General features: G+C 68.2%; 17 protein-coding genes. 9 read left to right on the top strand and 8 right to left on the bottom strand.

The genetic code is table 11. The features are described from left to right. Positions 1 to 124 precede the first annotated feature (124 nt). Genes proS through G5B40_RS04175 form a run of 3 tightly spaced genes read left to right on the top strand, consistent with a single transcriptional unit; the run spans position 125 to position 3403 of the window. Complete coding sequence (gene proS, locus G5B40_RS04185) at positions 125 to 1462, top strand: proline--tRNA ligase (RefSeq protein ID WP_165095407.1); 1338 nt, start codon at positions 125 to 127, stop codon at positions 1460 to 1462. Next, positions 1462 to 2736: a lipoprotein-releasing ABC transporter permease subunit gene (locus G5B40_RS04180; protein WP_165095404.1), complete on the top strand. Its 1275-nt coding sequence runs from the start codon at positions 1462 to 1464 to the stop codon at positions 2734 to 2736. Before proS ends, G5B40_RS04180 begins: the two co-directional genes overlap by 1 nt. After that, positions 2729 to 3403, top strand: a complete 675-nt coding sequence (locus G5B40_RS04175; RefSeq protein WP_165095401.1) for an ABC transporter ATP-binding protein — start codon at positions 2729 to 2731, stop codon at positions 3401 to 3403. Before G5B40_RS04180 ends, G5B40_RS04175 begins: the two co-directional genes overlap by 8 nt. On the opposite strand, the gene G5B40_RS04170 is transcribed toward G5B40_RS04175, so the two are convergent. The 4 genes from G5B40_RS04170 to G5B40_RS04155 form a co-directional block, all read right to left on the bottom strand. After that, positions 3398 to 4363: a hypothetical protein gene (locus G5B40_RS04170; protein WP_165095398.1), complete on the bottom strand. Its 966-nt coding sequence runs from the start codon at positions 4361 to 4363 to the stop codon at positions 3398 to 3400. The genes G5B40_RS04175 and G5B40_RS04170 overlap by 6 nt on opposite strands. A 354-nt stretch (positions 4364 to 4717) precedes the next feature. Continuing rightward, positions 4718 to 6094: a TRAP transporter large permease gene (locus G5B40_RS04165; RefSeq protein WP_165095396.1), complete on the bottom strand. Its 1377-nt coding sequence runs from the start codon at positions 6092 to 6094 to the stop codon at positions 4718 to 4720. Beyond that, positions 6094 to 6744, bottom strand: a complete 651-nt coding sequence (locus G5B40_RS04160; RefSeq protein ID WP_165095393.1) for a TRAP transporter small permease subunit — start codon at positions 6742 to 6744, stop codon at positions 6094 to 6096. The genes G5B40_RS04165 and G5B40_RS04160 overlap by 1 nt, the downstream gene beginning before the upstream one ends. Before the next feature lie 80 nt (positions 6745 to 6824). Then, the gene (locus tag G5B40_RS04155) at positions 6825 to 7838 is read right to left on the bottom strand and encodes a C4-dicarboxylate TRAP transporter substrate-binding protein (protein WP_165095390.1); all 1014 of its coding nucleotides are present in this window, start codon (positions 7836 to 7838) and stop codon (positions 6825 to 6827) included. Between the two features lie 378 nt (positions 7839 to 8216). Here G5B40_RS04155 and G5B40_RS04150 point away from each other — a divergent pair, with 378 nt between their 5' ends. Next, positions 8217 to 10427, top strand: coding sequence for a tetratricopeptide repeat protein (locus tag G5B40_RS04150; protein ID WP_165095387.1), 2211 nt, complete (start codon positions 8217 to 8219; stop codon positions 10425 to 10427). 30 nt (positions 10428 to 10457) lie between these two features. Here G5B40_RS04150 and G5B40_RS04145 read toward each other — a convergent pair whose 3' ends face one another. Both G5B40_RS04145 and G5B40_RS04140 read right to left on the bottom strand, forming a co-directional pair. Further along, positions 10458 to 11174, bottom strand: coding sequence for a histidine utilization transcriptional repressor HutC (locus G5B40_RS04145; RefSeq protein ID WP_165095385.1), 717 nt, complete (start codon positions 11172 to 11174; stop codon positions 10458 to 10460). After that, the gene (locus G5B40_RS04140) at positions 11171 to 12535 is read right to left on the bottom strand and encodes a formimidoylglutamate deiminase (RefSeq protein WP_165095382.1); all 1365 of its coding nucleotides are present in this window, start codon (positions 12533 to 12535) and stop codon (positions 11171 to 11173) included. Before G5B40_RS04140 ends, G5B40_RS04145 begins: the two co-directional genes overlap by 4 nt. Positions 12536 to 12630: 95 nt before the next feature. On the opposite strand from G5B40_RS04140, the gene hutI reads away from it, so the two are divergent. From hutI to G5B40_RS04115, 5 genes are all read left to right on the top strand, one after another. Beyond that, positions 12631 to 13848 carry an imidazolonepropionase gene (gene hutI, locus G5B40_RS04135; protein ID WP_165095379.1) on the top strand — a complete coding sequence of 406 codons (1218 nt, stop codon included), beginning with the start codon at positions 12631 to 12633 and terminating at the stop codon, positions 13846 to 13848. Then, positions 13845 to 15380 carry a histidine ammonia-lyase gene (hutH, locus tag G5B40_RS04130; protein ID WP_165095376.1) on the top strand — a complete coding sequence of 512 codons (1536 nt, stop codon included), beginning with the start codon at positions 13845 to 13847 and terminating at the stop codon, positions 15378 to 15380. Before hutI ends, hutH begins: the two co-directional genes overlap by 4 nt. Beyond that, complete coding sequence (hutU, locus tag G5B40_RS04125) at positions 15377 to 17044, top strand: urocanate hydratase (protein ID WP_165095374.1); 1668 nt, start codon at positions 15377 to 15379, stop codon at positions 17042 to 17044. The genes hutH and hutU overlap by 4 nt, the downstream gene beginning before the upstream one ends. A gap of 78 nt (positions 17045 to 17122) precedes the next feature. Continuing rightward, a complete protein-coding gene (locus G5B40_RS04120; protein WP_165095371.1) occupies positions 17123 to 18304 on the top strand; it encodes an aminotransferase class V-fold PLP-dependent enzyme in 1182 nt (393 codons plus the stop codon). 144 nt (positions 18305 to 18448) lie between these two features. After that, positions 18449 to 19867, top strand: coding sequence for a mechanosensitive ion channel family protein (locus G5B40_RS04115; protein ID WP_165095368.1), 1419 nt, complete (start codon positions 18449 to 18451; stop codon positions 19865 to 19867). 16 nt (positions 19868 to 19883) lie between these two features. Here G5B40_RS04115 and G5B40_RS04110 read toward each other — a convergent pair whose 3' ends face one another. Then, on the bottom strand, positions 19884 to 24485 hold the full coding sequence (locus G5B40_RS04110) for a translocation/assembly module TamB domain-containing protein (RefSeq protein WP_165095365.1): 4602 nt from the start codon (positions 24483 to 24485) through the stop codon (positions 19884 to 19886). Beyond that, positions 24485 to 26392, bottom strand: coding sequence for an autotransporter assembly complex protein TamA (locus tag G5B40_RS04105; RefSeq protein WP_165095362.1), 1908 nt, complete (start codon positions 26390 to 26392; stop codon positions 24485 to 24487). Before G5B40_RS04105 ends, G5B40_RS04110 begins: the two co-directional genes overlap by 1 nt. Positions 26393 to 26491: the final 99 nt, after the last annotated feature.

Below are 26491 nucleotides of genomic sequence, written 5' to 3'. Positions count from 1 at the left end.
GTTTTCCGATCCGTCCATCAATCGCCGCAACTTCCGTCGCCGGCGCGCTGACGGCATGCGCCCGATTGCGCCGGTGTCCATGCTCGCCTAAACCGGCGCGGTGAAACACTGAAAGCGGAGCGTCATGCGTCTTTCCCGTTATTTCCTGCCCGTCCTGAAAGAAACGCCGGCCGAGGCGCAGATCGTCTCGCATCGCCTGATGCTCCGGGCGGGGATGATCCGGCAGGCGAGCGCGGGGATCTATTCCTGGCTGCCGCTGGGCTTCAAGGTGCTCAGCCGGATCGAGCGCATCGTGCATGAGGAGCAGCAGCGCGCCGGCCATATCCCGATGCTGATGCCGACGATCCAATCCGCCGATCTCTGGCGCGAGAGCGGGCGCTACGACGATTACGGCGAGGAGATGCTGCGCATCACCGACCGCCACAAGCGCGACATGCTCTACGGCCCTACGAACGAGGAGCTGATCACCGACATCTTCCGCTCCTATGTCGGCTCCTACAAGGCGCTGCCGCTGACACTCTACCACATCCAGTGGAAATTCCGCGACGAAGTGCGGCCGCGTTTCGGCGTCATGCGCGGCCGCGAGTTCCTGATGAAGGACGGTTACAATTTCGACCTGACGAAAGAGGCCGCGCTCCACGCCTATAACCGCCACCTGGTCAGCTATCTTCGCACATATGAGCGCATGGGCCTTCAGGCGATCCCGATGCGCGCCGATGGCGGCCCGATCGGCGGCGACTACACGCACGAGTTTCTCGTCCTGGCGGAAACGGGCGAGTCGGAGGTGTTCTACGACAGCGCCATCACCGATCTGAAATTCGGCGACCGCGCCATCGACTATGACGACATCGCCGAATGCCGGGGCGTGCTCGAAGAGTTCACCTCCCGCTACGCTCGCACCGACGAGACCCATGACGAGGCGAAATTCGCCGAGATCCCGGAGGAGCGCCGCCGCTCCGCGCGTGGCATCGAAGTCGGGCAGATCTTCTATTTCGGCACGAAGTATTCGGAGCCGATGGGCGCCACCGTCACCGACGAGACCGGCGCGCAGGTTGCTGTCCACATGGGCAGCCACGGCATCGGCGTCAGCCGCCTCGCCGGCGCGATCATCGAGGCGAGCCATGACGAGAAGGGCATTATCTGGCCAGAAGGGGTCACGCCCTTCGGCGCCGGGGTCGTCAATCTCCGTCAGGGCGACGCCGCCACCGACGCCGCATGCGACGATATCTACACGAAGCTGAAAGCCGCCGGCGTCGATCCGCTCTATGATGATCGGGAGGAACGCGCCGGGTCGAAATTCGCTACGATGGATCTCATCGGCCTGCCATGGCGCGTCACCATCGGCCCGCGCGGGCTGAAATCCGGCCAGGTCGAGCTGACCCGCCGCAAGACCGGCGAGACGGTGGAGCTTTCGCCCGATGACGCGGTGGCCCGGCTCGCCGAGATCTACGCGGCGCGCTGATGGCCGGAACCCCCGGCACGCGGCCCTTCGCCGGGTTCGAGTGGATGATCGCGCTCCGCTATCTCCGTTCGCGTCGGAAGGAGCGCGCGATCTCCGCCATCACCGGCTTCAGCCTTGTCGGCATCATGCTCGGCGTCGCCACGCTGATCATCGTCATGTCGGTGATGAACGGCTTTCGCGACGAGCTGGTGGGCCGCATTCTCGGGGCCAACGGCCATGTGCTGATCCTGCCCGTCGGCAAGGTTCTGGAGGATTACCCCGATCTCGCCGCGCGCGCCGCCGCGACGCCCGGCGTGACCCGCGCCGCGCCGATCATCGAAGGGCGGGTGATGGCCTCGGGTGTGAATGGAAGCGCGGCGGGCGTCCTGGTGCGCGGCGTCAGCCCCGAGAACGCGAAAACGCTCGAAGCGCTGGCGCATCCGGAAAGCAGCAACGGGGCGCTGGCCGATTTCGGCGGCGACAGCATCGCCATCGGCGCCGGCGTCGCGGACGATCTGGGCGTCAAGGTCGGCGACACGGTGAAGCTGATTTCGCCGCGGGGTCTGCGCACGGTGCTCGGCCCCTCGCCGGCGACGGTGCGCTCCTTTCGCGTCGCTTACATCTTTCGCATCGGAATGACCGAGTACGACAAGATTCTCGTCTACATGCCGCTCGAAGCGGCGCAAAAGTTCTTCCTGAAGCAGGACCGCGCCGACATGATCGAGGTGATGGTCGAGCAGCCGGACCGGGTCGAGGACGCGGTGAACCGGCTGGCCAGATCGCTCGACGCCAGGGTCCGACTCTGGACGTGGAAGGACCAGAACGGCGGCTACCTGAAGGCGTTGAAGACTGAAAGGGTGGTGATGTTCCTCATCCTCTCGCTCATCATCCTTGTCGCCGCGCTCAACATCATCTCCGGGCTGATCATGCTGGTGAAGGACAAGGGGTCGGATATCGGCATCCTGCGCACCATCGGGCTGACACGCGGCGCCGTGATGCGGGTGTTCTTCGTCTGCGGCGCGGCGATCGGCGTCGTGGGCACGCTGCTCGGCGTCGGACTCGGCGTGCTCTTCACGCTCAACATCAAGGCGGTGCAGGCGGCGGTCGAATGGGTGCTCGGCGTTTCGGTATGGGACAGCTCGGTGCGCTACCTCACCGACATCCCGGCGCAGCTTCACCTTTCCGATGTCGCCTCGGTGCTGGCGCTGGCGCTCGGCCTCTCCTTCCTCGCCACGCTCTATCCCGCATGGCGCGCCGCGCGGCTGGATCCGGTGGAGGCGCTGCGCAATGAGTGATCCGGCGCTGGCGCTCTCGGGCGTCGTCAAGAGTTACGGGACCGGCCGCGCGGCGGTCGAGGTGCTGAAGGGCGTCGATCTCGTCCTTCATCCCGGCGAGATCGTCGCGCTGGTCGCGCCCTCCGGGGCGGGGAAGTCGACGCTGCTTCATATCGCCGGCCTCCTCGACAGCGCCGATTCAGGCGAGGTGCTGATCGGCGGCCGGGCGATGACCGGGCTGCCCGATGGCGGGCGCACCGCCGCGCGGCGGGCCGAGATCGGCTTCGTCTACCAGTTTCACCACCTCCTGCCGGAGTTCTCCGCCGAGGAGAACGTGGTCCTGCCGCAACTCGCCGCCGGAAAGAGCGGGGCGGAGGCCGCGAAACGCGCGCGCGCGCTTCTGGCCGCCGTCGGTCTTTCGGATCGCTTTGCGCACCGGCCCGGCGAGCTTTCGGGCGGCGAGCAACAGCGCGTCGCCATCGCCCGCGCCCTCGCCAACAGGCCGCGTCTGCTGCTGGCTGACGAGCCGACAGGCAATCTCGACGTCGGCACGTCGGAGACGGTCTTCGCTCTTCTCCTCGAGATCGCGCGCGAAGAGGGGCTGGCGGCCCTCATCGCCACCCACAACCCCGCCCTCGCGGCGCGGATGGACCGTGTGGCGACGCTGGAGGCGGGGCGGCTTCTATAGGTCGTCGACGGGCAGCCGCGCTTCCGCCAGCGCCGCGGCGATGACGCGCCGCTGCGCGGCGGAAAGCGGGGCGGGCGCGCCTGAGGGCGTCTTCCCGGCCTCCGCGCCCGCCGCGGCGCGATAGCGTTGCGCTGGCGGCAGCCTCCGGTTCATCCAGGCGACATGCGGCGCCAGCCGCGCTTCGAGCTTGCGCGCGGCGGCCGGGGAGGGGGCCGGCTGATGCGGCTCGATTTCCGGCAGTTGCTCGCAGAGCCGGTCAGCGACGATGGCGGCCGCCTTCCCGTGACGCGCGTTCAGGGCCCGCATCTGCGCCAGTTCCGCCGCCGACAGCGACCGGTTCACCATATGCGTCCCGGGCCGCTTCAGCGTTTCCCGCTCGACGCCGAGCCAGTCCTCGGCGATCGTCGCAAGCGGCCTCCTGACGCGCGAATAGTTCAGCACTCGAACCCGGGTCGCGGGATCGGCGCGCGCCGTGGCCAGGAACCGCCGCGCGACGAGCGGGTATTTGTAGCGCGCGGCCTCGTCGTCGATGTCCCCGGTCGCTCCCTCGCGCTTCACCTGCTGTTGATGGACGGAGGGGAGATGCTCGGCCGGGTCGCGGATGAAGAGCAGGATCTCTATGCGATCGAACCCGGCGAGCCCGCGAAACGCCGCCAGCCGTCCATTGTTGCGGGGATTCGAGAGAACGAAGAACAGCTTTTCGGCGCTGAAGAGCGCGTTCCCGCCCCGCAACCGGAACCAGAGCGCGACGGGCGCCGCCAGAACCGGCCTGCGGATCGCCGCGATGAGGATACGCGCATTCCCGCTCGTCGCGCGCCCGGCGGCGGCGCGCTTCAGCTTCCGGCTCCAGCAATAGCGAACTCCGAGCGCCGCGAGCCGGACCCGGCTCAGCGCGAAACAGCTCTGAAGATAGCTCGACCCGGTCTTGCCGTGGCCGACATGCAGATAGAGCGTGCGCATCGCCAGCCTGATCCTGTCCTCTAACCCGGGAGCAGCTCTGGCAGGTAAGGCACAATCCCCGAAAAGGCGAGAGGCGGCGCTGAAGACCGGATAGGCGGACGCGAGGGGCGAGCCGCCGACCTGCACGCCCAGACCGGTAGAGTTCCCGAGCAGAACAGCGAGAGCATGAACGTCTCGCCATCGGTGTAGCCGGCCATGACGAACCCCATCGCGCCTTCCGGCGCGATGGGCCTCCACTTTCCGGGCTCAAGCGACTGACTGGCGCCCGGAGCGGCGAGAAGACGAAACCCGACGCCGCGCGGAAGAGCATTGTGGCGCCTGACCTGAATCTGCTTGTCGCCGCCCCTCCGTTCCCTAACCGAGAAGCAATCTCGGCAGATAAAGCACGATCCCCGGAAAGGCGATCAGCCCGGCGATGGTGATCGCGTCGGCGACGAAGAAGGGCGTGGCGCCGCGAAAGACGTCCTGCACGGAGATGTCCGGCCGGACTCCGGCGACGACGAAGCAGTTGAGCCCGATCGGCGGGGTGATCAGGCAAAGCTCCGCCATCTTCACCACGATGATGCCGAACCAGATCGCGCATTCCGAGCCGGTCATCCCGAAGGCGCTGTCGGCGGCGGAGACATTCAGGCCGCCATTCAGCGCCATCACCGCCGGATAGACCACCGGCAGCGTCAGCAGGAGCATGCCGATGGCGTCCATGAACATGCCGAGAACGGCGTAGGCGAGCAGGATCATGATCAGCGTCACCATCGGCGACTGGTCAAGCCCGGAGAGGAAATCGGCGAATGCGCCGGGCAGATCGGCGAAGCCCAGAAAGCGCACATAGATCAGCACGCCCCAGATGATGGTGAAGATCATCACCGTCAGCTTCGCGCTCTCCATCAGCGCGGATTTCAGCTGCCCCCATTTCATCCCGTTCCAGAGCGCCATGCAGAGAACGACGAAGGCGCCGAGCGCGCCGGCTTCGGTCGGCGTGCCCCAACCGAAATAGATGCAGTATATGATGATCGCGACGACGAAGAAGATCGGCAGCGCGCCGGGGATGGATTCGAACCGCTGCTTCCATGTGAAGCCCCGCACCGCAGGGCCGAGGCTCGGCCGGAACTTGGCCATGAGGATGACAAGCAGCCCGTAGATCAGCGCCGAATACGCACCCGGAATGAACCCCGCGAGCAGCAATTGTCCCACCGACTGCTCGACGATGATCGCATAGATCACCAGGATCGCCGACGGCGGGATCAGCGAGGCGAGCGTGCCGCCCGCCGCCACCACCCCGGCCGCGAAGCGCCGGTCGTAACCCTCCGCCAGCATTTCCGGTATCGCGATGCGCGCGAAGACGGCGGAGGTCGCGACCGACGCCCCCGAGACCGCCGCGAACCCCGCCGTCGCGAAGACCGTGGCGACCCCGAGCCCGCCCGGCAGCCAGCCGACCCAACGCTTCGCCGCCTCGAACAGATATTTCGTCAGCCCGGCGTAATAGGCGAGATAGCCGATCAGGATGAAGGTCGGGATCAGCGACAGCGAATAGGTCGTCGCCTTCGAATGCGGAACCGAACCCGCCATCGAAACGGCGACGTCAAAACCCTTCTCCAGCCCCATCTTCTGCGCGAAGATCCAGAACAGTCCGGCGAAACCGACAAAGGCGGCCGCGAAGCCGACGCGCACCCCGATCAGTACAAGAACGACGAGCAGGCCGGAAAGGATCAGGCCGATATTGAGCGGATCCATCAGCCGCGCTCTCGCTCGCCGACCGGCTCGCCGATCACAGTTTCCGCCTCCGCCGCCGCGACTTCGGCCGCGCTTTCTATTAGCGGCACCGCCACCGGCGCGTCGTCATCGTCGCGCAGCGCCCGCCAGAACCCCCAGATCTGCAGCGCAAGCCGCAGCGCCAGCAGCCCGAGCGCCAACGGAACCAGCAGCTTCGCCGGCCAGAGCGGCAGCGCGATGTCGATCGAACTGTCGCGGCTGAACCACGTCGCGTTCCAGTCGAAGGCGCGCTGGAAATGCCGGAACGCGCCGACCGTCAGCGCCAGCGTCAGCAGCAGCATCAGCACCGTGGAGATCAGCTCCGCCACCCAGAGCGCGCGCCCCGTCAGACGCCCGATGAGGATGTCCATCCGGATATGCCCGCCGACCCGCTGGCAATAGGCGATGCCGAGAAAGGCGAAGACCGCCATCGCCTGCTCCACCCAGTCGATGAAGCCGGGCACCGGCACATTGAAGAGCTTGCGCCCCATGATCTGCGCGACCGCGAGCAGCATCAGCGCGAAAACCACGACCCCGGCGGCGAGGTTCAGCCCCGACTCGACGCGGAATAGCGCGCGGTCGGCGCGGGAAAGCGCGCTCGAATCCTCACGGACGGAGGAATGTCCGGCCATCGCGGTCTCCCCGATGTCGTATCGAAACTGCGAAAGTCCGGCGCCCCGCTTCGGGCATGGCGCCGGTCACCGCCTCCGGTCTATTCGCGCGCCTTCGCCAGCGCCTCGTCGACCGTTGCGAGCAACTCCTCCGCCGGCAGGCCCTGGGCCTTCATCTGCTCGGTCCATGCCGCGCGCGCCGGGCCGCCCGCCGCTTCCCTGAACGCAGCGATCTCCTCGTCGGAGACATGCACCTTCTCGACGCCCTTCTCCTCGAGAATCCGGTTCCACTCGCCGATCACGTTCTTCTCGTAATTCTGCACGTAATAGGCCAGCGCCTCGGGCGCCGACTCGTCCAGCGCCTGCTTCTGCTCCGGCGTCAGCGCCTCGTAGGCGTCGATATTCGCCACCACCGGGCAATTCACCGTGCCGGGGTTCAGGTTCTCGGTCCACCATGTCGCGAGGTCGATGGTCCGGAAGCTCAGATGCGCGTGCTGGGCGAAGGCGGCGGTGTCGATGACGCCGGATTCCATCGCGCTGTAAACCTCCGACGCGGTCATCGAGGTCGGAACCGCGCCGACCGCGGCGAAGGCTTCACCCAGCCCGCCGGTGGCGCGCACCCGCATCCCCTCGAAATCCGCCAGCGTGCGGCGCGGCTCGCCGGTGCCGACGATGTTGTATTGCGGCATCGGCGAGGGCATCAGGATCATCGCGTTCCAGCGCGCCATGTCCTCCTTCACCGCTGGCAGCGCATAGACCGCCTCGGAGACCGCGACCTCCTCCTCCAGCGTCTGCACGCCGATGAAGGGCAGCTCCAGCACCGTCACGGTCGGGTTCTTGTCCTCATGATAGCCGGCGCAGAACTGCGCCATCTCGAAAGCGCCGATCTGGATGCCGTCGAGATTCTCCTTGTTGTTGGAGAGCCCGCCATAGGAGACGTTCATCGTGAAGTCGCCATTGGTCTTTTCGGAGACGAGTTCGGCAAGCTTCTCCAGATGCTCGGTGAACGCGCGCCGCTTCCCCCAGGTCGAGACGTTCCATTCCAGCGCCATCGCCTCCCCGGCGAATCCGAAGAGCGCCACGGCGGCGGTGGCCATGAGATAAGTCCGTTTCATGCATGATCTCCCTGATCGGATTCGACGTTGACCGTCTTGCCGCAAAGCATAGGGAGAATTTCGCCAAGGACAATCCGCGAAGACGCGCGCCCGGCCGCCCGCTTTCCAACCCCGTCCCGAACCACCGTCCGCCGCGCCGCGCGCCCGGCCGCACCCCGCGCCCCGGCCCGCGAGGCGCCCGGCATGACCCGACGCCCGAGGATCGGGGTGCGGGCGCCCGGGGCTGACGCTCTTGCGGCCGCCTGCCGGCGGGCGGCCGCAGCCCGATCTGCCGCGGGACAAATCGGGCAAGGACTGATCGCGCGCGCCACGCTTCAGGTTTCGCTTGGCGGCGAGGGCGGGCGCGATATGGTGGCGCGGTCCGGGGAAGGTCTTGGTATGGAGCAATTACCGCAACTGACAGATTGGGGCCTTTGGGCGAATATCGTCACTGTGCTCGTATTCGTCGGTGGCGTGCTTGGGTGGCTCTATAAAACCGGCCGATGGATATTCCGTAAGCCGGAGCCTCCCGCCCCGCCGCCGCCCCCCGAACCCCCGATCCGCATCGGCGTTCCCACCGGCCGCCCCGTCCTCGGCCGCGACGCCGACGTGGCGGAAATCCGCGCCGCCCTGCTGGCCGATCACGGCGAAGGCGTCGCGCTGGTCAATTCCGGCGCGGTGCTGGCCGGGCAGGGCGGCATCGGCAAATCCACGCTCGCCCGGCATTACGCGAAAACCCACGAGGCGGATTATCACGGAATCCTCTGGACGCTGGCGGAAACGAGGCAGGAGGCGATCACCGGCCTTTGCGGTCTTTCTAACGCTCTCGGCCTGCCGACCCCTGACCAGCCGGAAATCCAGCACGCGCATGCGGTGGTCGCGAAGATTGCGCGCTCGGGAAAAAACTGGCTGATCGTCTTCGACAATGTCGAGACCCGCGCCGATATCGACGATCTGATTCCCGAGGGCGCGCATGTCATCGTCACCACGCGCCAGGGTCAGGGTTGGGACGGCTTTTCCACCCGCCAGACCGACATTCTGGGTTTCGACGCGCCGGACGCCCCGGCGGTGCGAGTGCTGATGGACGCCGCCGGGCGGGATGAAGGGGCCGAAGACGCCCGCGCGCTGGCCGAAGACCTCGGCGGTCTGCCGCTGGCGCTGGTGGTGATGGGCGCCTTTCTCCGCGATGCGGAGATGAGCTTCTCTGAAGGGCGGGGCGCACTCGACGCGATCCTCGACCGCGCGCCGCAGAACGCCGGCTATCCGAATTCGGTGCTGGGCGCGGTGCGGTTGAGCTACGAGCGACTCGGCCCCGACGCGCGGATCGTGGCGCAGCTTTGCGCCTTCTGGGCGGCGGAAGGACTGGGGCCAATGCTGCTGCTGGAGGCGCCGGCGGGACAAAACTGGGAAGCGTTCCTCGACCTGATCCCGGACGAGGCGCAGGCGCTGGCTCAGGACGCCCCGGGGGTGCGCGCGGCCTTCGACGAACTGGCGGCGCGGTCGCTGCTGACCGGCGCCGGCGAAACACGCGAAATGCACCGCATGACCGCCGCCGCCCTGCGCGGTCTTGACGAGGGCGCGATGGCATCGACCGCCGTGGCGCTGCTGGCGGCGGTCTATCCCGGCGGCGACCGCAACCCGTCCCATTCCCCGCAATGGCCGCTCTGCGCCCGGCTGACCCCGCATGTGCAGGCGCTACTGGCCGGTGGCGCTGCGCCGGAGGTGGCGGCGTGGGACTATCTGCTCAATCAGGCGGGAATCTATCTGGACCAGATCGCGGATTATCAGGGCCGCCTGCCGATGGCGCGGGAAAGCCTGCGGATCAAGCGCGCGCGGTTGGCGGAGGATCACCGCAATATCGCGGTGGCCCACGCCAATCTCGGGGTGGCCTTTCAGCGACTCGGCCGGTTCAATGAGGCCGAGGCGGAGCTGACGCGCGCCGTTGCGCTGCATGAGGCGCATCGCCCCGGTTCGGCCGATCTCGCCAGCGCCCATGACCTGCTGGGCTTGCTGCTGCTGGAGATCGCCGGCAAGGGCGCGCCGGAACGGCTGCCCGAAGCGGCGCGGCGGCATCAGCAGGCGCTGGCGCTGCGGCGGGAGCTCTTCGGCCGGCGCTCGGCGCCCGTCGCGCTGGCGCTGAACAATCTGGGCGGGGTGCGCTCCGCGCAGGGGCGCGGGCGGGCGGCGGCGCGCCTTTATGGCGCGGCGCTGGCCATCTGGCGCGCGGTGCTGCCGGCCAGCGACGCAAGGCTCGCTCATGGCGCGTTGAACAGCGGCGCCATGTGGCTTATGGGCGGCGCGGCGGAGAAGGCCGAGCCGCTGCTGCGCGAAGCGCTGGAGATACGCGAGGCCGCCTTCGCCGCCCAACCGCAACACCCGGACCGGCGGGATGCAGCGGATTGGCTGATCGCCTGCCTGCTGACCCGCGCGCGGGCCGGGGTGAACCGGGGTGCGAAGGAAGCCGAGGCGAAGCGGCTCTGCGCGCAATACGGGTTCGATTTCAAGAAGCGGCAGTCCAACGCTCTGCAATATCCAACCGCGCCGAAGATCGGGGTCGCCGCGCGGATTAACACTTTAAATAAAGCAATAACAATAACTTACACCGCATAACCATGGTTATGCCCGATTTCCGCGCCGAATCTAAAGCTCCAGCCGCATCCGCCGGCCCGGCGCATAGGCGAGCCGGGCGAGGGTGATGACGGCGTCGGGGGAGCGGGTCAGCCGCTCGACGATGAAGAGCGGCGCGCCCTTCGCAAGCCCCAGCGCCGCCGCCTCCGCCGCCTCCGCCGGAGCCGCCGAAAGCGCCATCTCGCCCCCGGCGAAGGGGGCGTTCCTGACCAGCCATTCATTGGCGCTGATCTCGGCGAAAAGTCCCGACCGCGCCGCCTCCGGAACAACGTCGAGGTTGATCCAGCGCTCCTCGAAAACGAAGGGCCGGGCGTCGGCGAAATGTGTCGCGGCGACGTGCAGCAGCCGCTCCGCGCCCTCCAGCCGCGCCGCGACCGCCGGCGGCGCCTTGCGCTCCGCCGCCCCGATCAGCGCGTAGGAATAGGTCGCGCCGGTCGTCTCGATCTCCTCGCGGATCAGCGGGACGGTCAGCCGCGCATGCCGCGACGGCTGCTCCGCGACCCGCGTTCCCGCCCGCCGGCGCCGCTCCACCAGTCCCGACGCCGCCAGCTCCCTCAGCGCGCGCCCGACCGTGGCGCGGGCGCAGCCGAACTCCTCCGCCAGCTCGGTCTCCGCCGGGATCAGCGCGCCCGGCGGCCATTCACGCGCCCCGATCCGGCGCAACGCTTCGTCATGCACCGCCCGCCAGTCGCCGCGCGGGGGCGCTCGTCTCGCGGTCGCGCCGGTCACAGCCGGTCCTTCAGCCGCCGGAGCGTCGCGCGCGCGCGCGCCTCGACCTCGTCGCGGGCGAAATGCCGCCCGTCGGTCACCATCGGCCGCCCGGCCGACCAGACATCGGTGACCATCCTGTCGTCGCCGGCGAAGATCCAGGCGTCGAGCAGCAGATCGCCGGTCTTTCCTTCCAGGTCCAGCGCGCGCGTGTCCAGCGCCAGAAGATCGGCCCAGAGCCCCGGCGCCACCGCCCCCGCCGCACGCCGGAGCGCCTGCGCTCCGCCATGCGCCGCGCCCTCCAGCAGCACGCGGCCGGTGGAGCTCTTTTCGCTCGCCAGCATCGCCCGGCCGCGATCGCGCAGGCGCTGCGAATACTCCAGCGTCCTGAACTCCTCCGACAGCGCGATGCGGATGTTGCTGTCCGAGCCGATCGCGAAGCGCCCGCCGGCCCCGAGGAACCCGATCCCGTCGAAGATCCCGTCGCCAAGCGAGGACTCGGTGATCGGACACAGCCCCGCGACCGCGCCGGCAGCCGCCACCGCCCGCGTCTCCTCGGGGCGCATCTGCGTGAGGTGGATCAGACACCAGCGCGGCCCGACCGGCGCATTGGCGAGCAGCCATTCCACCGGCCGCGCGCCGCGCTCCGCCTCGACCTCCTCGACCTCGGCGACTTGCTCGGCGAGGTGAATATGGATCGGCTCTCCCCCCGCCATCTCCACCGCCGCGGCCAGCCCTGCCGGCGTCACCGCGCGCAGCGAATGCGGGGCGATTCCGAAGCCGCAGTCGCCGGGCAGGGGCTTCATGTGCGCCTTCGCCCGCGCCGCGAGATCGGCGTAGCTCTCCGGCGTCGAGCCAAAGCGCCGCTGTCCCGGCCCGAGCGGCCGCCCGTCGCAGCCGCCGACTTCATAGAGCACCGGCATCAGCGTCAATCCGATGCCGCTGATCTCGGCGGCCCGCACCATCGCCGCCGACATTTCCGCCGGATCGTCATAGCGGCCGCCGTCGACGCGGTGATGCAGATAGTGGAATTCCCCGCAGGCGGCGTAGCCCGATTCCAGCATCTCGACCTGCACGAGCGCGGCGATCGCCTCCGCGTCATCCGGGTCGATCTGGTCGAGAAAGCGATACATCAGCCGCCGCCAGGTCCAGAAACTGTCGCTCGGGTCCGGCCCGCGCCGCTCGGTCAGCCCGGCCATGGCGCGCTGGAAAGCGTGCGAATGGACATTGGCCGGGGCCGGTAGAAGCGCGCCGACGCGGCGCCCCGCCGGCGGCGCGTCGGGGGTCACGCTCTCGATTCGCCCCTCGGCGTCGATCACGACCGCTACGTCGTTGCGCCAGCCCTCGGGGGTGAGCGCCTGCTCGGCCCAGATTTCCTGCATGTCGGCTCCTTGACAGCGCTAATATGTGCAGACATAACTCTTATAAACACAGACATTAAAAGACTCAACGCCCACGATGCGGATGTGAATCACCCATGACAGGACTGCTACTGACCAACGCCGCCATCGCCACGATGGGCAATGGACTCTCGACCGGCGGCGCGCCTTATGGCCTCGTCAATCGCGGCGCGCTGGCGATCGAGGGCGGACGGATCAAATGGGTCGGGCTCACCGAGGAGGCCGACGCCTTTCCGGATTTCGAACGCCGCGACCTGGACGGCCGGCTCGTCACTCCGGCGCTGATCGATTGCCACACGCATCTGGTTTATGGCGGGCATCGCGCCTGGGAGTTCGAGATGCGGCTGAAGGGCGCCACCTACGAGGAGGTCGCGCGCGCCGGCGGCGGCATCGTCTCGACCGTGCAATCGACGCGCGGCGCCTCCGAACAGACGCTGATCGACGCGGCGCTGCCGCGCCTCGACGCGATGATCGGCGAGGGCGTGGCGACGGTGGAGATCAAGTCCGGCTATGGGCTGGATATCGAGACCGAGCTGACGATGCTCCGCGCCGCGCGGCGGCTGGCGGAGCTGCGGCCGGTGCGCGTCAAGACCACCTTCCTCGGCGCGCATGCGACTCCGGCTGAATACAAGGGAAGCCCGGAGGCCTATCTGAAAGAAGTCTGCCTTCCCGCGCTCGACGCCGCCGCGGAGGAGCGGTTGGTGGACGCCGTCGATGGGTTCTGCGAGGGGATCGCCTTCACCCCCGATCAGATCGCCATGGTTTTCGCGCGCGCGGCGCTGCATCATCTGCCGGTGAAGCTCCATGCCGAGCAACTGTCGAATATCGGCGGCGCACGGCTGGCGGCGCGGCATGGCGCGCTCTCGGCCGATCATCTCGAATACGCCGATGCGGGCGACGCGGCAGCGCTCGCCGCCGCGGGAACGGTGGCGGTGCTGCTGCCCGGCGCATTCTACACCATCCACGAAACGCGCCGCCCGCCGATCGACGCCTTTCGCGAGGCCGGGGTGGCGATGGCGTTGGCGACGGACTGCAATCCCGGCTCCTCGCCGCTCGCCTCGATCCTGCTGGCGATGAACATGGGGTGCACGCTCTTTCACATGACGCCGGAGGAGGCGCTGGCCGGCGCGACGCGCAACGCCGCGCGGGCGCTCGGGCTGACGGACGCCGGCGTCGTCGCGCCCGGGATGCGCGCCGACCTGGCGCTCTGGGATGTCGAGCATCCGGCCGAACTCGCCTACCGGATCGGCTTCAACGCGCTCCATGAACGGATTTTCGCGGGAGCGGAGACATGATCGCGCTGCGGCCGGGCGCCGCGACGCTGGCGGAACTTGAGGCGATCTGGCGCGGAGCGGGCGCGGCGCTCGACCCGGACGCGCGCGGGCCGGTCGAGGCGGCGGCGGCGCTGGTCGCGCGCGCGGCGGCGGAGGAGGCGCCCGTCTACGGCGTCAACACCGGCTTCGGAAAGCTCGCCAGCCGGAAGATCGCCCCCGCGGACACGGCGACACTGCAACGAAACCTGATCCTCAGCCATTCCGCCGGCGTCGGCGCGCCGCTGCCGCAGGCCGAGACCCGGCTGACGATGGCGCTGAAGCTGCTTTCGCTCGGGCGTGGCGCTTCCGGCGTCAGATGGGAGGTGATCGCGCAGATCGAGGCGATGCTGGCGAAGGGCGTAATCCCTGTCCTGCCGGAACAGGGCTCGGTCGGCGCTTCGGGAGACCTCGCGCCGCTCGCCCATATGGCGGCGGCGATGATCGGCGCCGGCGAGGCGGTATTCGATGGGCGTCGTATGAAAAGCGATGAAGCCCTTGCGGCGGCTGGATTGTCTCCGATCGTCCTCGGGGCGAAGGAGGGGCTGGCGCTGATAAACGGCACGCAGTTCTCCACCGCCAACGCTCTCGCCGGGCTCTGGCGGGCCTGGGCGGCGGCGCGGGCCTCGGTCGTCATCTCCTGCCTTTCGACCGATGCGATCATGGGCTCCGACGCGCCGTTGCTGGCGGGAATTCACGCGCTGCGCGGCCACAAGGGGCAGATCGCGGTCGCCGCCGCGATGCGCGCGCTGATGGCGGGTTCCGCGATCCGCGAAAGTCATCGAGAGGGCGACAGCCGGGTTCAGGACCCGTATTGCATCCGTTGCCAGCCGCAGGTTCTCGGCGCCTGCGTCGATCTTCTCGCGCAGGCCGCGCGGGCGCTGGAGGTGGAGGCGAACGCCGTCACCGACAATCCGCTGGTGCTGGTCGATGAGGGGCGCATCGTCTCCGGCGGCAATTTCCACGCCGAGCCGGTCGGTTTCGCCGCGGACCAGATCGCCGTCGCCATCGCCGAGATCGGCGCCATCGCGCAGCGCCGCGTCGCGCTGATGGTCGACCCGACGCTCTCCTTCGATCTGCCGCCGTTCCTGACCCCCGATCCGGGGCTGAATTCCGGCTACATGATCGCCGAGGTGACGACGGCGGCGCTGATGAGCGAAAACAAGCATCTCGCCAATCCCTGCACCACCGATTCCACCCCGACCTCCGCCAATCAGGAGGATCACGTCTCGATGGCCGCGCATGCGGCGCTCAGGCTCCGGCGGATGAACGACAACCTGGCGGTGATCATCGGCGTCGAGGCGCTCTGCGCGGGGCAGGGGGTGGAATGCCGCGCGCCGCTGGAGACCTCACCCCGGCTGAAGGCCGCGCTGGCGCGGCTGCGCGCGGAGGCGCCGTCGCTGGGGACAGACCGTTACATGGCGCCGGAGATGGAGGCGGCGGCGGCGCTCGTCGGCTCCGGCGCTTTCGCAGACGCCGCCGCGCTTGATTTCACCCTTGAGGAGATGACGCGATGACCAATCCCCGCCACAACATGCGCGACGTCTATCCGCCGACTGGGACCGAAATTTCCGCGAAAAGCTGGCTGACCGAAGCGCCGATGCGGATGCTGATGAACAATCTGCATCCGGATGTGGCGGAGAACCCGCATGAACTGGTGGTCTATGGCGGTATCGGCCGGGCGGCGCGAACCTGGAACGATTTCGACACCATCGTCGCCTCCCTCAGGGGGTTGGAGGAAGACGAGACGCTGCTCGTCCAGTCCGGCAAGCCCGTGGGCGTCTTTCGCACCCATCGGGACGCTCCGCGCGTCCTGATCGCCAATTCCAACCTCGTGCCGCACTGGGCGACCTGGGACCATTTCAGCGAACTCGACAAGAAGGGTCTGGCGATGTACGGTCAGATGACCGCCGGGTCGTGGATCTACATCGGAACCCAAGGCATTGTGCAAGGCACTTACGAGACCTTCGTGGAGGCCGGGCGCCAGCATTACGACGGCGACCTGAAGGGCAAATGGATTCTCACCGGCGGCCTCGGCGGCATGGGCGGTGCGCAACCGCTGGCGGCGGTGATGGCCGGGGCCTGTTGTCTTGCGGTTGAGTGCAATCCGGACAGCATCGAATTTCGCCTTCGAACCAGGTATCTGGATGAAAAGGCGGAGACGCTGGATGAGGCGCTTGCGATGATCGAGCGCTGGACGAAGGCGGGCGAGGCGAGGTCGGTCGGCCTTCTCGGCAACGCCGCCGATATTTTCCCCGAACTGGTGAAGCGGGGCGTGCGCCCCGACATCGTGACGGACCAGACCTCCGCGCATGACCCCGTGAACGGCTATCTGCCGCAGGGCTGGACGATGGGCGAATGGCGCGAAAAGCGTGAAAGCGACCCGAAAGCGGTGGAGAAGGCCGCCCGCGCCTCGATGAAGGCTCATGTCGCGGCGATGGTGGATTTCTGGAACGCCGGCGTTCCGACGCTGGACTACGGCAACAATATCCGCCAGGTGGCGAAGGAGGAGGGGCTGGAGAACGCCTTCGCCTTTCCGGGCTTCGTGCCGGCCTATATCCGCCCGCTCTTTTGCCGTGGGGTCGGCCCGTTCCGGTGGTGCGCGCTCTCCGGCGACCCGGAGGATATCTACAAGACCGACGCCAAGGTGAAGGAGTTGATCCCCGACGACGCGCATCTTCACAAATGGCTCGACATGGCGCGCGAGCGGATTTCCTTCCAGGGGCTTCCGGCCCGCATCTGCTGGGTCGGCCTGGGCCAGCGCCACCGGCTTGGTCTCGCCTTCAACGAGATGGTGGCGTCGGGGGAACTGAAAGCCCCGGTGGTGATCGGCCGCGACCATCTCGACAGCGGCTCCGTCGCCTCGCCGAACCGGGAGACGGAGGCGATGAAGGACGGCTCCGACGCGGTTTCCGACTGGCCGCTGCTCAACGCGCTCCTCAACTGCGCCTCGGGCGCGACGTGGGTCTCGCTTCATCACGGCGGCGGCGTCGGCATGGGGTTCTCGCAGCATTCCGGCATGGTGATCTGCTGCGACGGCACCGAGGACGCCGCGCGGCGCATCGGCCGCGTTCTCTGGAACGACCCGGCCACCGGCGTGATGCGTCACGCCGACGCCGGCTACGAGGACGCCATCGCATGCGCGAAGGAGCAGGGGTTGAACCTGCCGGGGATATTATAGGGTGATGGCGCGGTTGGAGAGACTCTAGAGCATCGCGCGCGCCAGCAAGCGTGGCGGGCATCCAGGAGAACGCGTGATATGGCCGCCGCCATCGATATCGAAAGAATCCGCCGAGAAACGCCCGGGATCGGGGAGAGTATTCATCTGCTCGCCGCGGGTTCGGCGCTGATGCCCGCCGCCGTGGTCGACGCCGTGGTGAACCACACGCTTCTCGAAGCGCGGATTGGCGGCTATGAGGCGCACGCGAAGATGAGCGCGGCGCTCGACGGCGTCTACGACTCCGTCGCGCGGCACATCAACGCCGGGCGCCGCGAAATCGCGCTCATGGAGAATGCGACGGTCGCCTGGTGTCACGCTTTCTATGCGCTGCCGCTCCGGTCAAAATCGCGTATCCTGACTTGCGAAGCGGAGTATGCGGCCAACTATGTCGCCTTTCTTCAACGGGCGCGAAAGGACGATCTGACCATCGAAGTCGTGCCGTCGGACGAGGCTGGCGCGCTCGATATCGACGCGCTCGAAGCGGCGATGGGCGATGATGTCGGCCTGATCTCGATCACATGGGTTCCGACCAACGGCGGCCTGGTCAATCCCGCGGCGAGAATCGGCGAGATCGCCCGCGAACACGGCGTTCCTTATCTGCTCGACGCCTGTCAGGCTGTGGGGCAGATGCGCGTCGATGTCGAAGAAATCGGCTGCGATTTCCTGTCGGCGACGGGCCGGAAATTCCTTCGGGGGCCGCGCGGAACCGGGTTTCTTTACGTGCGGGAGCGCTGGCTGGAGACGCTGGAGCCGGCGATGATCGACCATTTCGGCGCGCCCTGGGTCGCGCGCGATCGATATGAGCTGCGTGACGATGCGCGCCGCTTCGAAACCTGGGAAAACTCCTACGCGTTGCGCGCCGGTCTTGGCGCGGCCATCGACTATGCTGACGCGATCGGTATCGACGTGATCGAGGCGCGGGTGAAATATTTGGCCGAACACTGCCGCTCGGCGCTCCGCGCCCACGACGCTATTCGGTTGCGTGACATTGGCGACAAGCAATGCGCCATCGTCAGCTTCACGGCGGAGGGCGTCGCGGCGGAGGAGATCCGACGTAGATTGGCCGAGGCGGGCGTCGTCATCGGGGCCTCCGACCCTTCCAGCACCCGCATCGACTCCGAGCGCCGCAAGCTGCCCGACATGCTGCGAATGGCGCCCCATTATTACAATACGGAAGCCGAGATAGAGCGCGCTGTCGAGAGGATAACCTCCATCCTCTGATCGCTCGCCTGCGCGGGCGGGACGGCGAAACGCCGTCCGGTCGCGGCCGGAGACGCCCCCGGATGGGCGGCTGACCTTTGCGGTTACCCATTTGCGGTTACCCATAAGGCGAAAACACCCTAGATTGCCATTCGGGAGGACCCAGTGGCCGCAGCTGACGCCGGGGCAGTCGTCGAAGGCTCATCTGAAGGGCTCGAAGACGTCGTGCGCGATATCGGTGAGGGCGTCGCGCCGCTCACCGCCTATCTGGAGACGATCTGGCGCACGATAGCGCCGCAGGTTTTCTCGATCTCGGGCCTGATCGAAATGGCGATGATCGTCGCGACCGGCGCTCTCGCCTTCCTGCTCGCAGGGCTGATGCGGCGGATTGTGGAACGGATATTTCCGCATTCGGAAGATCACCAGGTCTCGCGCGTCCGGCGTGTGCTGCTCTCGCTGGCGCCGCCGTTTCTCTGGCTCTGCGCGCTCTGGGTCGGATCGGCGGCGCTGTTCGGGTTCGGTCATCCCGATGACCTGGCGCGGCTGACGACGAGCCTCCTGACCGCCTGGATCCTGATCCGGCTCGTCTCCTCGGTGGTGGCGGACCCGTTCTGGTCCCGGCTTTTCGCCGTCGCGGCCTGGGCCGTCGCCGCGTTGAATGCGCTCCGTCTGCTCGGGCCGACCATCGCGCTTCTCGACGGCGCGGCGGTGACGGTCGGGGATCTCCGCGTTTCGCTCTATCTCGTCATCAAGGCGGCGGCGTTCGCCATCGTTCTCCTCTGGCTGGCGACAACGCTGGCGCGAATCGTGAACCGGCGGGTGACGAAGGCGAAATCGCTGACCCCATCGGTGCAGACCCTGATCGTGCATGGCGTCAAGCTGGGCCTCACGCTGATCGCGATCCTGATCGCGCTCAACGCGGTCGGGATCGACCTGACCGCCTTCGCGGTCCTCTCGGGCGCCATCGGCGTCGGGCTCGGGTTCGGCCTGCAGAAGATCGTCTCGAATTTCGTCTCGGGCGTCATCATCCTGATGGACCGGTCGATCAAGCCGGGCGACGTGGTGGAGGTGGCGGACACCTACGGCTGGGTCACCAGCCTTGGCGCGCGTTTCGCCGCGGTCAAGACGCGCGACGGCACCGAACACCTGATTCCGAACGAGGAGTTCATCATCAACCGGGTCATCAACTGGACCCACTCTGATAGCGCGGTGCGTCGGAAACTGCCGGTCGGGGTTTCCTACGATACCGATCTCGACGCGGTGATCCCGATCATCCGCGAGGCGGTCGAGGGGGTGCCGCGGGTGCTGACGGACCATCGCGTCAACGTGCTGGTGCGGGGGTTCGGCGACAGCGCCATCGACCTCGAGGCGCGGTTCTGGATCGCCGATCCGCAGAACGGCGTCGCGAATGTCACTTCCGATTGCTATCTCGCCGTCTGGCGGGCGCTGAGGGACGCGGGGGTCGAGATTCCCTTTCCGCAGCGCGACCTGCATATCCGCTCCGATGTCGCGGCGCGGCGGGGACCGCGCGAAGATGCGGCGCGCGCCGCCGCGGACAAACCCGGCGCGGCGAACGACGCCTGAGACGGGGCAGGGCGGCTCAGAAGTCCTTCTTCCATTTCAGGCCGAGCGAGGTGCCGACATCCGGGCCGACCTCGCTATTGATATGAACGTCCTCGTAGACCTCAACTTCGACGACCACGCTGCCTGACCCGCCGCCGATCGGCTGCTTGGCGCCGACGAAAAGATCATCGGTGACGTTGGAGCCGAGGGTGAGGCTGGACTGGCCCTCGTCATCCTGATCGAAACGCAACACGTCGAGGCCCACGGCGCCGCGCACGCCGCCGATCGCGCCGCCGCCGCCGTCGAGCAGCGTGGCGACGCCAACCGCGAGCGTCAGCGCCTCGCTCGCGGAAAGCGACTGCTTGGAGCGGCCGAAAAGAACGCGCGGCAGCACCTCTTCCTCCGGCAGGGGCGGGGTCGAGGTGAAATTGATCTCGGGCGCCTGCGCGGTGCCGGAAATCGCGATGCCGCCGGTCACGCCGTCATTCTCACGCAGAAGCTTGATGTCGAGAAGCGGGTCGATTCCCGGCCCTCCGGTGAATCGCACCTCGCCCGGGTCCAGCTCGAACACCCGGCCGAGGAAATTCAGGACGCCGCGTCGTTTCTCGACAAGCCCGGTGATCCGCGGGTCCGCGGCAGTGCCGCGCACCTCCAGATCGACCTTCCATTCGCTGTCGAGACCCCGGCCGCGCACGAAGATGTTCGCCGGGCCGGTGATGTCGATATTGAGCGCGATGTCGTCGCCGGCGGGCTCGGGCTCCGGTTCGATCTTCTCGCCCTTGAAGCGGACCTCGCCGATATCGGCGACGCCGGGCGGCGTGGCGGCGACCAGCCGGACCTCGGCCTTGTCGATATTGACCGTGCCGGAGATGTCCGGGCCGGAGAGCGGGCCGGCGACCGCGAGATCGATGGTGAGGACGGCGGCGACGTCGTCGCGGCGCACCAGGGTCGCGCCCGCCGCGGTCACGGTCGCCTGAACCTCGCCCTCCTCGATCGTCGCGATCGCGGCGACGGCGCCGCCGGACCCGTCCTCGGCGGTGATATCGACGACGAAGGCGCCGGTGCTGGAGACGCTGGAATGGATTTCGAGATCGGTCAGGATCGTGCCGGCGTCAAGATTCTGATAGCTTCCGTCGCTCAGCGCGATTTCGCCGCCGACGATGGGGTTCGCCATCGTCCCCGAAAGCCGGAGCGCGACGCGCGCAGCGCCGTCGAGCACATGGCCGGGAGCGGGAACCAGCGCCCAAAGGTCGCCGATCCGGCCAGACCAGTCGACTGAACCGGAAAGCGCGCCATTCTGGGGCACCGTCGGGATCGGCCCGCCGGTGGCGAGCAGGGGCGCCGCCGCGGAGACGCGCAAAGGATTCCTGTAGGGGCCGGCAAGCGAGGCGTTCGCGCGGGCCTCGCGTCCATTCCAGTCGATATCCGCCTCCAGATTCAGCGCGCCGATATCCGCGACCGCCTCGGCGAAGCGCAGTTCGGTCGCGGAAAGCGCGATATCGGCGCCGGGGCTGCCCTTGCGGGTGTCGAATTTCGCCGTCAGCCACAGCGCGCCCTGCTCCAGCGGCAGGCCGCCGAGCTCCGCGATCGGCTTGAGTTCAGGCGCATCGAGTTTCAGGTCGCCGGTGAGGCCATCGGCGTGAAGCGCCGCGGCGCCGGTCAGCGCGCCGCCCGGCAGGCCGAGATTGACGCCGTCGAATTTCGTCACCCCATCGGCCGAAGAGACGCGGAGCGGCGCGCGGAGCGCGACCCTGGCGTCCCCGGCCTCCGCCGAGAAGCGGGAGATCGTCGCCTGGGGCCCGTCGCCGGCGAGGTCCGCGCTGGCGGCGGCGGCGACGCGGATCGGCTCTTCGGAGTCGAGCGCGCCGGATGATTTGAGATCGAGGGCGAGCGCGGAGAGTTTTCCTTCCGCCGTCAGGACCGTCCGGTCGAGCCGCGCAGCGCCGAGATCGGCGGAGGAGATCTGGGCCTTCGCGCTGATCGCAGGGTCGCCGCCGGTCGCATCCTGAACCCGCGCGTCCAGCGTCGCGCTGGTCACCGTTGCGCCTTCGGCGGTGATCCGGTCGGCGCGCAGCGTCGCCGTCAGGTCCGCGAGATCGCCCTTTGCGGTGATCTTCGTGGTCTGGACCCCGGCCGCGCCGAGATCGGCGCCGGCGAGGTCGGCGACCACGTCGAAGGCGGGGTTGTCGGTGGTCAGCCCCTCGCCGGAGCCCTTGACCGCGAGGCTGTCGAGCGCAAGGCCGAAGCCCGCGATCCCGCTCGCATCGAGCGTCCCCTCCGCCGCGAGGGCGCCGAGCGCGTCGCGGATGCGCGCGTTCAGCTTCGCCTCCGCGACCGCGACCTCGCCGACCGTCTCGTCGCCGGCGACGCCGCTCAGCGTCACATCGACGGTCATGTCCCCGACATCGCCCTTCGCCTTCAGCGCGCCGGAGGCGATCGTCGCCTGGTTGAGATCGGCGGCGTCGAAGGAGCCATCGACGTCGAAGGCGGGCGCTCCGGTCAGATCGGTCCCGTCGCCCGAAAGCGCGAGCCGGTCGACGCCATAGCCAAATGCGGAAACGCCCGACGCCTCCAGCGTTCCGCTCGCGGCGGGCGCGCCAAGCGCATCGGTGACGCGCGCGTCCAGAGTTGCGGCGGCGACGCGGATATCGGCGACGTCGATGCTGGAGAGATCGAGAGCGAGTTCGGCGTTCTGTTTCTCGTCGGCGCTCGTCAGCACCACATGGCCGGTGATCGCGCCGGTGGACGGCTCGCCGGTGACAGCCTCGAAGGGCGCGAGGTCCGGCGCGTCGATCCTGATGTCGCCATCGACCAGCGTGGTCGCGAGGTCGATCTCGGCATCCCCCGCGATCAGCGCGCCAAGGCCGGTGGCGGTCATGTCGCTGAGCGCGAGCCGGTCGTCATCCAGCCGGAAGCCGCCATCGAACGCCACTTCGCCAAAGCGCGACCCATCGGCCTTGAGCGCGACGATCCCCTCCGGGGTTTCGCCGAAGGTCGCGTCATGGGTCAGCCGGACGGCGCCGTAATCTTCGCCTTCGAAGCGCAGACCCTCCAACGCCGCTTCGCCGGCGAGACGGGGCAGGGCGAAGGGGCCGGTGACCGCGCCCGAGGCGTTCAGCGCGCCCGTCGCGTCAACGTCATAAGCGGCGGCGAGCGGGCCGAGCCGCGGCGCGTCGAGCTTGTAGGTCAGCTCGACCGTCTCGCCTTCAAGATCGACGCCGCCGCTCGCCTCCAGCGTCAGGGGCGTCGACGTGACCTGGATGGTGGAGAGTCGCGCCGCGACGCCGTCGTAAACGCCAGCGGCCGCGATCTCGACTTCGCCGAGAAGATCAGGGCCGAGCCGGTCAAGCCGCAGCCCGCGCGCGCCGCCGCCGACATCGAGGGTGATCTCGTCGCCCCGCACCCGGACCCCGGCGTCCAGTCCGGCGCTGGCGATATCGACAGCGGCGGTTTTCAGGCCCTCCAGCGACAAGCGCCCTTCGGAGGCGAGATTGTCGAGCGGGCCGTTCACCGCGCCGACGAAGCCGAACCGGGTGAATTCGACCCCTTCGACGAGATCGGACAGGCCCGCGCGCGCCTCCAGCACGACGTCGAGATCGGCGACGGCTTCGCGCCGGTCGAAGGTTCCCGACGCGGTGAGGTCGAGATCATGCGCCTCGATCTGCCCTTCGCGGATGCTGACGAGGCCGTTCTCGTCCTCCGCCATGTCGAAGCGCAGCCGCGCCTCCGGCGCGAGCACGGCGGCGGTGGAGGGGCCGTAGGTCGCCGCCAGCTCTTCGCCCGGAGTCACCACGAGATCGGCCTTGGCGGAAAGGCGGCCGACGGCGTTGACGCGCCCCGATCCCTCGGCCGTGATCACCCGTTCGACTTCGCCGTCCAGCGTCACCTCCCAGTCGGTCAGGGGGCCGGTGGCGAAAAGTTCGATCCGGCTGGCGCTGTCGTTCGGCAGCCCGGCGAGCGCGGCGACGAGTCCGCCAGGATCTTCGGCGGCGGCCAGCGTGAGGTCGAGCCGCTCCTCAGCGAAATCCCGCAGATAGTCGAACTCGATCCGCCCGAAAACATTGTCACGGCGGGTGATATTGAGGCGAAGCGATTGCTCATCGCCCTCGTCGCGCGCCGCGCCGGTGGCGTCGAAGGCGATGCCGGGAAGGCCAGGCGCCAGGTCGGGCGCGACGACGACGCGGATCAGCTCCATGCTCTCGATCCGCGTGGTGATCGGCGAGCGCGGCCAGTCGAAGGGCTCGTCATCCGTCTCCGCGAGTTCGGAATCGTCCTTCACCTCGACCGCCACGGCGGACGCATTCGGCGCCCGCAGGACGCTGACCCCGGTCGCGGCCAGTCGATTGACCACCAGATCGCCAAGAAGGATGCGCGAAGGGCTCCAGTTCAGCGATAGCCGCTCGACCGTCAGCCAGACGCTGTCGGCGTCGGCGACCTTCAGTCCGACGATCTCAGTCGAACCGTCATCGGCGTCCTCGACCCCCTCGGCGGTGATCTCTAGCTCGCCCGGAACGGAAATCTGGTCGAGCACGAAATCGACGAGGCTATTCTTCAGCCCGAGAAAGGAGAATTGCGCCGCGGCCGGCAGCGCGAGCGCGAGAACCAGGACGAGCGGAAGGAGAGGGCGCAGCCGCGCCATCAGAACGCCTGCCCGATGGAGATGTAGAACTGGAAGAAATCGTCCTCCTTGCGCGGGTTCACCGGGAAGCCGACATCAAGCCTCAAGGGCCCGACCGGTGAAAAGTAGCGCACGCCGCCCCCGACCGCCACCTGCACGCCTTCGTCGAATGCGGGGAACAGCTCTGTCGAGACCGTTCCCGAATCTACGAAGCCGACGACGCCGATCGCCTCGGCGACCCGGGCGCGCAATTCGACGCCCAGTTCGGCGACGGAAAGCCCGCCGGTCGGATCGCCGTCCGAGTCGAGCGGGCCGATGAACCGCTCCTTGTAGCCCCGGACCGAGCCGCCGCCGCCCGAATAGAGCCGATGATTGGCGGCGACGGTGTCGAGGTCGCCCGCGATGACGGAGCCGAGCCGCCCGCGCGCCGCGAGGATGTACTTCCTTTCGCCCGTCAGGTCGAAATAGGTGGAGGCGGTTCCGTCCACGACCATGAAGCTCGCGGGATCGTCGCCGACATAACCGGCGAAGGGCGTGACGGCGAGCCGGGCGCGCACGCCCTTCGAGGGGTCGAGCTTGTCATTCGCGCCGTCATAATCCGCGAACATCGGCACGCCGGCGAGCTTGGAGACCTCCGTCCCGTCGTCATCCGTGATCTGGCTCAATTCGACCAGGCCGCCCGCGCCGACGGTCAGCTGCTCGCTCAGTTCGCGTTCGAGGCCGCCGGTGAACGTGCCGCCATATTCTTCATACGCGTCATCGTCGATGTGACGAAGCTCCAGCCCGAAGACGAGGTCCTGACCGGGCCGGCGCCATTGCGGCTCGCGGAGGCGGGCCTCCAGCGACTGTTCCTCGAGACCGAGAAGCGCGTCCAGCGTCAGCGTTTCGTTCGAACCGAAGAGATTGCGGTGCTGGTAGCCGCCGGTCACCGCCGGGCCGGCGTCCGTCGAATAGAGCGCGCCGGCGGAGACGGTCTGCGGTTTCGCCTCTTCGAGCGTCACCAGAACCGGCGCAAGTTCGCCCGCCGGCGGCTCATCGGGCAGGCTGGCGGAGCCGGCGTCGAATAGCCCGGTGTCGAGAAGCGCGCGCTGGAATTCAGTGAGTTTGGCGGGATCGGCCGGGTCGCCTTCCTGGAAGGGAATGTAGGTGTCGAGATACGCGGCGTTGACGGTCTCCAGCCCTTCATAACTGACCTGCCCGAACCCGTAGGGCCCGCCGGTCGCGATGGTGGTCTCGACCTCGAGCTCGTCGCGTTCCGGGTCCGCGACGGCGTCGCGTCCGATCAGCGTGGCGTAGGGCCGGCCGCCGGCGCGAAGCCGGTCGACCGCCTTGTCCTCGGCCGCGAGAATCCCGGCCGCGCGCGCCGCCTCGCCGACCGGAGAGCCGAGCGTCCTCGCGTCGGGATGGACGGGCGCGGCGCCGGCGCCGGTTTCGACAAGCAGAAAACGATGCGCCGCGAGCAGGTATTGACTGTTGGCGTCGACATTGAGCCGCACCAGCGCGCGGGGCGGTGCGGCTTCGTCTTCATCCGCGTCCGGTCGGCTCGCCGCCGCCGGCGCGGCGGCGGCCGTCTCTTCGACTTCCGGCGCCGGGCGATCCTCCGGCGCGAAAACCTTCACCTCGGTCTGCGCCTCGAAATACCCGTAGGAGCGCATGATCTTCAGCACCGTCGGGATGTCGCCTTCGGCCCGGCGGCGAAGGAAGGCGACGCTTTGCGCGCCCTTTTCCTGCTGGCGATAGAGCTCCAGCGCCTTGCCGATCAGCTCGGCGGCGTTTTCGTTCTCCACGCCGTTCAGTTCGACGTCGTATTCGACCGCCGTTTCCGGGCGCTCGAACTCGACTTCGGCGACGATGGGATCGTCAGAACACGCCGCGAGCACAAGGCCGATAAGGGGGATCAGGCGTAGGGTTGCGCCGGGACGGATCATTCAGCGGACATAGCGCGATCTCAGCGCGAAGCCGAGGGCGATGACGTTCACGTTTGTCCTCGCACACCGAAACATTCGCAGACTTCAACGCAACCGTCC

Origin of the sequence: Pikeienuella piscinae, from assembly GCF_011044155.1 — a bacterium.
Lineage (GTDB): Bacteria > Pseudomonadota > Alphaproteobacteria > Rhodobacterales > Rhodobacteraceae > Pikeienuella > Pikeienuella piscinae.
The sequence above is the reverse complement of the archived record's forward strand: the minus strand, read 5'-3'. Positions and strand labels throughout refer to the sequence as shown.

Excerpts from the sequence above, each read along its gene's own strand:
- hutI (WP_165095379.1), top strand. The coding sequence starts at position 12,631 with ATGACAGGACTGCTACTGACCAACGCCGCCATCGCCACGATGGGCAAT.
- G5B40_RS04160 (WP_165095393.1), bottom strand. The coding sequence starts at position 6,744 with ATGGCCGGACATTCCTCCGTCCGTGAGGATTCGAGCGCGCTTTCCCGC.
- G5B40_RS04110 (WP_165095365.1), bottom strand. The coding sequence starts at position 24,485 with ATGGCGCGGCTGCGCCCTCTCCTTCCGCTCGTCCTGGTTCTCGCGCTC.
- G5B40_RS04120 (WP_165095371.1), top strand. The coding sequence starts at position 17,123 with ATGGCCGCCGCCATCGATATCGAAAGAATCCGCCGAGAAACGCCCGGG.
- G5B40_RS04105 (WP_165095362.1), bottom strand. The coding sequence starts at position 26,392 with ATGATCCGTCCCGGCGCAACCCTACGCCTGATCCCCCTTATCGGCCTT.
- G5B40_RS04180 (WP_165095404.1), top strand. The coding sequence starts at position 1,462 with ATGGCCGGAACCCCCGGCACGCGGCCCTTCGCCGGGTTCGAGTGGATG.
- G5B40_RS04155 (WP_165095390.1), bottom strand. The coding sequence starts at position 7,838 with ATGAAACGGACTTATCTCATGGCCACCGCCGCCGTGGCGCTCTTCGGA.
- G5B40_RS04150 (WP_165095387.1), top strand. The coding sequence starts at position 8,217 with ATGGAGCAATTACCGCAACTGACAGATTGGGGCCTTTGGGCGAATATC.
- hutH (WP_165095376.1), top strand. The coding sequence starts at position 13,845 with ATGATCGCGCTGCGGCCGGGCGCCGCGACGCTGGCGGAACTTGAGGCG.
- G5B40_RS04175 (WP_165095401.1), top strand. The coding sequence starts at position 2,729 with ATGAGTGATCCGGCGCTGGCGCTCTCGGGCGTCGTCAAGAGTTACGGG.
- hutU (WP_165095374.1), top strand. The coding sequence starts at position 15,377 with ATGACCAATCCCCGCCACAACATGCGCGACGTCTATCCGCCGACTGGG.
- proS (WP_165095407.1), top strand. The coding sequence starts at position 125 with ATGCGTCTTTCCCGTTATTTCCTGCCCGTCCTGAAAGAAACGCCGGCC.
- G5B40_RS04140 (WP_165095382.1), bottom strand. The coding sequence starts at position 12,535 with ATGCAGGAAATCTGGGCCGAGCAGGCGCTCACCCCCGAGGGCTGGCGC.
- G5B40_RS04170 (WP_165095398.1), bottom strand. The coding sequence starts at position 4,363 with ATGCGCACGCTCTATCTGCATGTCGGCCACGGCAAGACCGGGTCGAGC.
- G5B40_RS04165 (WP_165095396.1), bottom strand. The coding sequence starts at position 6,094 with ATGGATCCGCTCAATATCGGCCTGATCCTTTCCGGCCTGCTCGTCGTT.